The organism is uncultured Cetobacterium sp., assembly GCF_947072685.1.
Lineage (GTDB): Bacteria > Fusobacteriota > Fusobacteriia > Fusobacteriales > Fusobacteriaceae > Cetobacterium_A.
In genome coordinates this window covers 1-7,367 of the sequence record NZ_CAMTIK010000041.1, presented here as the reverse complement: position 1 = coordinate 7,367, position 7,367 = coordinate 1, and the positions used below count along the sequence as shown (strand labels likewise).

7 protein-coding genes are annotated in these 7,367 nt (G+C 30.6%); 2 read left to right on the top strand and 5 right to left on the bottom strand.

Annotated features, from left to right (window positions below):
- Positions 1 to 15: 15 nt before the first annotated feature.
- Positions 16 to 1,107 (bottom strand): choloylglycine hydrolase family protein, encoded by a 1,092-nt coding sequence (locus Q0V67_RS10100; protein ID WP_297599247.1) that lies wholly within the window; start codon positions 1,105 to 1,107, stop codon positions 16 to 18.
- A 334-nt stretch (positions 1,108 to 1,441) separates the two neighbouring features.
- On the opposite strand from Q0V67_RS10100, the gene Q0V67_RS10095 reads away from it, so the two are divergent.
- Positions 1,442 to 3,025 (top strand): AbgT family transporter, encoded by a 1,584-nt coding sequence (locus Q0V67_RS10095; RefSeq protein WP_297599245.1) that lies wholly within the window; start codon positions 1,442 to 1,444, stop codon positions 3,023 to 3,025.
- Between the two features lie 28 nt (positions 3,026 to 3,053).
- Positions 3,054 to 4,184: an amidohydrolase gene (locus tag Q0V67_RS10090; protein ID WP_297599244.1), complete on the top strand. Its 1,131-nt coding sequence runs from the start codon at positions 3,054 to 3,056 to the stop codon at positions 4,182 to 4,184.
- 197 nt (positions 4,185 to 4,381) lie between these two features.
- On the opposite strand, the gene Q0V67_RS10085 is transcribed toward Q0V67_RS10090, so the two are convergent.
- The 4 genes from Q0V67_RS10085 to Q0V67_RS10070 all read right to left on the bottom strand — a co-directional run bounded on the left by Q0V67_RS10085 (position 4,382) and on the right by Q0V67_RS10070 (position 7,308).
- Positions 4,382 to 5,503 carry a M20/M25/M40 family metallo-hydrolase gene (locus Q0V67_RS10085; protein ID WP_297599242.1) on the bottom strand — a complete coding sequence of 374 codons (1,122 nt, stop codon included), beginning with the start codon at positions 5,501 to 5,503 and terminating at the stop codon, positions 4,382 to 4,384.
- Positions 5,503 to 6,165 (bottom strand): hypothetical protein, encoded by a 663-nt coding sequence (locus Q0V67_RS10080; RefSeq protein WP_297599240.1) that lies wholly within the window; start codon positions 6,163 to 6,165, stop codon positions 5,503 to 5,505. The genes Q0V67_RS10085 and Q0V67_RS10080 overlap by 1 nt, the downstream gene beginning before the upstream one ends.
- 18 nt (positions 6,166 to 6,183) lie before the next feature.
- Positions 6,184 to 6,885, bottom strand: a complete 702-nt coding sequence (locus tag Q0V67_RS10075) for a DUF5058 family protein (RefSeq protein WP_297599238.1) — start codon at positions 6,883 to 6,885, stop codon at positions 6,184 to 6,186.
- A gap of 255 nt (positions 6,886 to 7,140) precedes the next feature.
- Entirely contained in the window at positions 7,141 to 7,308 is a 168-nt protein-coding gene (locus Q0V67_RS10070) for a (2Fe-2S)-binding protein (RefSeq protein ID WP_297599236.1), read from the bottom strand.
- Between the last annotated feature and the right edge of the window lie 59 nt (positions 7,309 to 7,367).

Here is a 7,367-nt window from a genome sequence, read left to right as displayed (position 1 = left end):
TATTCTTATCAAAATCTAATCAATAATAATCTCTTCTACTGGTTGAACTTTTTCTTTATCCATCGGTAATATTTGCTCTTTTACTTTTTCAAAATCTATTTTTGTCAAATCAATCATTCTTATATTTTGATTATACATCGTTTTGTAGTAAAATTTCTGTTCATTCAAGTTAACAGCAGTTGTCCATTGAGTAGCACTTGGAAGCTCCCTTGGAATATTCTCCCTATTTTCATAAGAGATTCCAATAGGAATATCAAAATTGTTTAAAATATGAAAAGCTTGCTCAATTCCAGCTTCGTTACTTAATAAAATCGGCAAATTATTTGCATAGAAAGCAGCTCTCACAAATCTTGATGGTGGAGTTACATCTCCAGGTAATCCTAAAAATCCTGTTCCTGCTCCCAGAGGAAAAATATTTTGACCACCCAATTTGAAAGCTTTATCTTTTGATTTCCTTAAATTTACATAATTATTTAAATTAGTTAAATGCCAATCGAAATTTGGAGAATTTGTTAAAACTCCAACAGGATTGTCATAAATTTTAATCTCTCCATTATTTATTATTTCAATAACAATATTATTTCCGTTTTTATCTCCAACTCTCCAATGCCCTGTAGGAGAAGGAACTCCGTTTTGGATTATTATTGGAACAATTTTTAATTTAAAAATTTCTTTTTTAACTTCATCTACCGTAGAAAAATTTGTTAAAATCCATCTCACTAAATCCATATCATTAATAGATTTATTTAAGTTTTTTCCAGTAAATGGCTCTAATTTACCATACCCCGGGAAAAAGAAAACACCCGCATTCAATCCTTTCTCATTTAAGCCTTCACCAATTATAGAGCTATCTTGAACACTTGCTCCCACAACTCCATATTTTCCTTTCCATTTATATCCCAGTTTTCCATTTGGCATATGTGAAACATACTCTTTGTTTCTAGGCAGTATTACAATCTCACTATTTAAATAATTTTCAGACCACTCTATGGTTCTTGCTTGTATAATTTGTTTATTATCTAATTTTAAAGATATTCCCGTGCAAGCACTTAAATCAACTTTTAAAATCGAACCAACCAACAGTAACACACTAAGTTTTTTTAACACTTTTTATTCTCCTCATTCATTTTTTCACTAACGCTCAATTTTTACTTATATCTCGTCAGAATTAAGTATATAACTTCAGTAGTATATCAATAATTATACTATATATTTTCAAATCAAACTACAAAAAATTTCTAGAAATACCAATGATTCTAATGGCATACTTTTATCCTTCTAGCAACCTAATCCTAGATATATAAAATATATATAGTTATTTTACCAAGTAAAATGTTGACATATAATTTTAATATAGTATACTTATATCTATAACAAAACAAAACAGTAAATTTAAATACATTTATGTATACTGTTTGAGTTTACTTGAGGGGGATATAAAATGTCAAATGCCAATATTGGTATATTAAGCAAAACAATTAAAGTAGTAGAAACAACTGGAAATAAACTTCCACACCCATTTATTCTATTTGGGATATTTTCAATAATTACCCTTTTTATTTCTTTTAGTTTAAACAAACTCGGTTTTGGAGTTACATATTTTGAAAGTTCTAAAATTGCTGGCGAAGTTGGAAAAAATGTTACACTTATAGTCGAAAATTTATTAACAACTAAAAATATGAGGATATTAATTCAAGATATTCCAAATATATATGTGAATTTTCCTTCACTAAAAATAGTTATTTTAATGATGATGGCAATAGGATTAGTCGAAAAAACTGGATTTTTTACTGCTCTAATGAGAAAGTATCTATTAAATGCACCTAAAAGTATTGTCACTGGGGCATTAATATTTACTGCAGTCAATGCAAATATTATGTCTGATGCTGGTACAATATTTGCTTTTACAATTGGTGGTGTTTTATTTGCTGCTTTGGGAAGGAATCCAAAAATTGGAATAATCGCTGGTTTTGCTGCTTGTAGTGGAGGATTCACTGCGAATATGTTCGTAGCGGGAACTGATGCCTTATTGGCAGGAATAACAGAACAAGCTGCTGCTGCAGTAGGAGTGAATCTAACAATAAATCCCTTATGTAACTATTATTTCATGCTGGCTGCTACGTTTGTTCTAACAATAACATTAACTATTTTTACAGAAAAAGTTGTTGTAAAAACTGTAGGTGACACTGATTTAGGAAATAATGCCGAACTATTAAAAAGTTACAAACTTACTTCCAATGAAGAAAAGGGATTAAAATTTTCATTTTATGGTTTTTTAGGTTTTTTAATTATATTTTTCTTATTATGTTATCCAGAAAATGCATTTTTTAGAAATGATTTAGGAGGATTTCTCCCTAAGTCTCCTTTACTTTCATCAATAGTTCCTATAATTTTCGTAATGTTCACTGTTATCGGAACTTCGTATGGTATTGGAGTAGGAAAAATAAAAACAACTAGAGATATACCAAAGTTATTGCAAGCAGGTCTGACTCAAGCAGTTCCTTTAATGGTCACTTTACTTTCATCTTCAATATTTATATATTTATTGAATAAATCAAATATCTTCAAAATTTTTGCAGTAAAAGGATCATTTATACTAAAAGATGCAAATGTTGGTCCCTTACCACTATTATTATTAGTTGTATTAATAACAACAATGATTAATCCTATGATGACATCCGGTTCAACAAAGTGGATTTTATTAGCCCCAATGGTAGTTCCTATGTTCAGCTTATTAAATATTTCACCAGCCTATGCTCAATTAGCTTTTAGAATAGGTGACTCTTCAACTAATATTATATCACCACTACATTCATCAATCCCTGTTATTTTGGGACTTTTAGCACAATATGAGGCTGAAGGAAAAATTCCACATACAAAAGGTGATGGTGAAGCTGGATTTGGAACAATTTTTGCATTAACACTACCTTATTCAATAGTTATTTTAGTTTCTTTGGTTTCTTTAATGATTGTGTGGTATTTCTTAGGATTACCTATCGGTCCCGGATTTAACTTAGCATTGTAACAAATAAATATACTGGGAGGATAAATAGATGAAATTACTTAAAAATGCTCTAATAATGGATTACAAAATGAAAGAATATAAACTATCTAATATTTACTATGAAAATGGAATAATTCAAAATATAGTCCCTGTTAATAAGCCATTAAATATAAAATGCAAAGAGATTATAGACGCTGAAGGACTATTTGTTACATCAGGATTAATTGATCCACACACGCATCTAGGCATGAAAGGAGATAGTCAAGGTTTTGAAGGAATAGACCACAATGAAAAAAATGATCCTATCACACCAAATATGAGAGCTATTGATGGAATTAATCCCCAAGATATAACCTTTAAAGAAGCATTAAGAGCTGGAATAACGACAGTTGGAAGTGGTCCTGGATCAACTAATGTTATAGGTGGACAATATGCATGTATTAAGACATATGGATCTTGTATCGATAAAATGCTTATAAAATTCCCATTAGCAATGAAAGTTGCTTTTGGAGAAAATCCAAAAAAAAATTATAATTCAAAAAATAAAACTCCAATAACTCGTATGGGAATATATGCTTTATTGAAAGAAACCCTTCAAAAGACTATTGAATATAAAAATGATTCTAATAGAAAATTTGATGTAAAGCTTGAAGCTATGTTGCCTGTAATAAATAAAGAGATTCCTTTAAAAGCCCATGTTCATAGAGGTGATGATATAATGAGTGCTATTAGAATAGCCAAGGAGTTCGATCTGAACATGACTTTGGACCACTGTACATGTATATTGGATGTGCTTGATGATGTTCTCGAAGAAAAATTCCCATTGATATTGGGTCCGTCTTTAGGAGCTAGAGGAAAAATAGAATTGAAAGGTAAATCTTTTAAAAATGTGGCCATAGTAAGTGAAAAAATAGACATCTGTATAACAACAGATGCGCCAGTAATTCCTTTAGAATATCTTCCACTATGCGTAGGATTAGCCATAGAAAATGGTATGGATGAATGGAAAGCCTTAGAATCTGTGACTATAAATAGTGCTAAAATTATGGGAATTGATGATAACTATGGTTCTTTAGAAATTGGAAAGGTTGCTGATATTGTAGTTTGGAAAAGAAAACCATTCATTTCAGTAACATCTCCAAAAATTGTAATTGCTGAAGGTAAAAATATAATTATTTAAAATAATTTCTAGAATCTATAACTAAATCTGTTTCTAGGATGTGAAATTTTTAGCCAGTCATTTTATGGGAATAATAATTTTGTTACAGACAATACACATATTTTTTTATTGTTTTCCTTTTCCACTACAAGTTTTAACATTAAAAAAGAACTCTAAAGTCTATTAAATTGACTTCGAGTTCTTTTAAATTATAATTTCTATATCTTAATAATATATTTTTTTAAAACGTCAATTGTTTTAAATAGCTCTCTAGTATCAAGCTTTTCATTTACAGTATGAACACTTTCCATCCCCACACCAATAATTATAGAGTTATAACCTTTTTCAGCAAATATATTACTATCTGATCCTCCACCTATAACTTGAAGCTCTGTTGAAATTCCCATACTTTCATAAACTTTAGCAAATTCTTTCGCAAAAACTAAATTATCTGTAGGCTTTAAAGTTGGAAAAATACATGTTTTTTCAAAAAAATATTCTCCACCCAACTTATCAATACTAATTTTACAAGCATTTTCATATGAATTTAACGTTTCTAAAATAGAATCTAAAGAATGCCCTCTAACCTCTCCTGTTACAACACAAAGATCGGCCACTACATTACTTGGAAACTCCGAGTGAATTGTCCCTAAATTTGAAGTTGTAAGATTATCAATTCTTCCTATATTCATATTAGAAATTGATATTCCTGCAAGAGCGATCGCATTTATTCCCTTTTCAGGTTCAATTCCCGCATGAGCTTTTTTCCCTTTAAAAGTAATTTTAAAATCATATTTGCTTGGAGCTGTATGAGCAATAAGTCCTGCTCTTCCAGAGTTATCAATTACAACTACATCTTTTGCTGGAACCATATGATTTGGAACTTTACTCCAATCTATATTTTTTGCCCCTAACATTCCATTTTCTTCACATGGAGTTAAAAGAACATATATATCTTCATATTTTTCAGTTGTTTCAATTAAACTTTCTAAAACTTCCAATATAGCTGCGATACCGCCCTTATCATCTCCACCTAAAGTCGTTGTTTCATCTGTTTTTATAAAATCCCCATCTATAATTGGATTTATATTGCTACATGGTTCTACAACGTCCATATGAGCTGCCAAGGTAACTCCCAATCCAGATATATTTCCCTTCAATTTAGCAAAAATTGTGGGTGCATTTCCACCATAATTTTTATAACCTAAATCTAAATATACCTCAAGACCTAACTTTTCTAAATATTTTACTAGATACTCACTATACTCCTTCTCGTTTAGTGAGGGAGAATATATTTTTACCATCTCTATAAAGTTATTGATAACTCTTTCTCTATTCATTATTTAGTTTTTCCTTCCATTAATTTTTTAGCAAAAAGTATACTTGAAAATACTGATACTAATGTAATTAAAAATGCTGGCTTACCTGGTATAAAATTAACTATTTTTGTCATAGCAAAAGATACTGTTAATGCAAAAACTGCAACTTTAGGTGATTTTATTGCAAACTGAGCAAAAACTCCTCCAAAAAGACCAGGTATAACTAGAGTTAATAGTGACATGAAGCTAGGTGGTAGTTGACTCAATAGTGCTTGTCCAGCTAAAACTGACAATACTAAAAATACAATACCAATCCAAATTGAAACTCCAATACCTATCGTTCCCATAATAGAACCTTCTTCAGTTCCAGCAGGACATCCTGAAGCTTCTTGAGCTGATATAGCTGCTGGTATTCTCATATTTACAAGATTTCCTGATAAAAACCCCATATATAATCCAGCTCTTCCTACGATTGGATAGTAACTGATAGGCTCACTGAAGTAAAAAGCACCTGAAACAGAAACTTGTGATATAGCACCAGCAATTATAGCTGCAAGTCCTGGATTAAATCCAAAATAAAAAGTCATAATTAGTGCTGGTAAAAGAGAAGCAAATAATCCTAATACCATTGTACTTCTTCCAATTTTTGTAACGTCATCTATGTATCTATTGTAAATTCCCATATTTTAATCCTCCCAATATTATACAGCTAAAAGTCCGATAGTTGCCCCACCAAACATTGCAAAAGTTAGTGCCCATTCTTTCAACCAAGGCATTTTATCTCCAACCTTTAAACAAACTACCATAATAATCATTCCAGATACTCCGGCAATCGACACATCAGGATTTGTATTAATTTTCATTAAGTTTCCAACATTGAAAAAAGCAAAAGATCCTAACATAGCTCCTAATCCCACAGCTGGTAACAGAGCTTTTCTTCCATTTGTTAATAATCCATTAACCTTATCCATCTTATGTGCAAATAGGAAAACAAATACAATCCATCCCATAGACCCTAATGACATAGTCCAAAGAGCATTTGTAAATACCACTGGTAACATATTTGTAGATAACTCAGATCCCATAGCCTGAGCTCCAAAATTAGCTGCCATCGCTTCAAAGTTTGAACTTCCTATCAAACTAAGTCTCAAAGTTGAAACTGGTGATCCCATAGTAACTAAAAGTGCTAATAAACTTCCAACTACACCTAGTGCTGGTCCAATACTCGCCATAGCACTAACCTTAACTCCTTTACTAATTTTATCATTAGATATCCCTAAATCTTTAGCTGTTGATATTGATTTCTTAATGATTAACCCCGATTGAAGTAATACAATAACAATACCCAAAATAGCTGTTCCCCATATAATTGGGTGTGATGCATAAATCATATGCCCGTTCATAATCCCTCCTAAATTGTCTTAAATAAGTCTTTAATTCTTAAACACTTTGTTATAGTAACATTTTATACGTTAAATGTCAATATTACATACAAAAAAAACTTTTTAAGTTTAAAATACACTCTTTTAATCTAATATAATATCATTTAAACCCTAAATTTGAACTCATTAATAGTATCTAAAATAAGTTAAAAAAGGACTCAAAATCTATTTATAGATTTTGAGTCCTTTTTTAACTATCTAACTATTTAATTTATACTAACCTTTAACAATTACTTCTATTCTCTCGACACATCTTCCACAAGCTGAACCTGCCCCTGTTGTATCTAATACTTCCTCTAATGTTGTAGCCCCATTTTCTATTGCAGCTAAAACTTTCCCTAAAGTAACACCTTTACAGTAACATAACATTGTATTTTCAGACATTCCTTAACCTCCAACTTTTTATTAATTATACCATATAGGTATAGTTTTGTAAAGTATTT

Bases quoted from the DNA above. Each gene is read 5' to 3' on its own strand.
- Q0V67_RS10075 (WP_297599238.1), bottom strand. From the start codon at position 6,885: ATGAACGGGCATATGATTTATGCATCACACCCAATTATATGGGGAACA.
- Q0V67_RS10085 (WP_297599242.1), bottom strand. From the start codon at position 5,503: ATGAATAGAGAAAGAGTTATCAATAACTTTATAGAGATGGTAAAAATA.
- Q0V67_RS10090 (WP_297599244.1), top strand. From the start codon at position 3,054: ATGAAATTACTTAAAAATGCTCTAATAATGGATTACAAAATGAAAGAA.
- Q0V67_RS10070 (WP_297599236.1), bottom strand. From the start codon at position 7,308: ATGTCTGAAAATACAATGTTATGTTACTGTAAAGGTGTTACTTTAGGG.
- Q0V67_RS10080 (WP_297599240.1), bottom strand. From the start codon at position 6,165: ATGGGAATTTACAATAGATACATAGATGACGTTACAAAAATTGGAAGA.
- Q0V67_RS10095 (WP_297599245.1), top strand. From the start codon at position 1,442: ATGTCAAATGCCAATATTGGTATATTAAGCAAAACAATTAAAGTAGTA.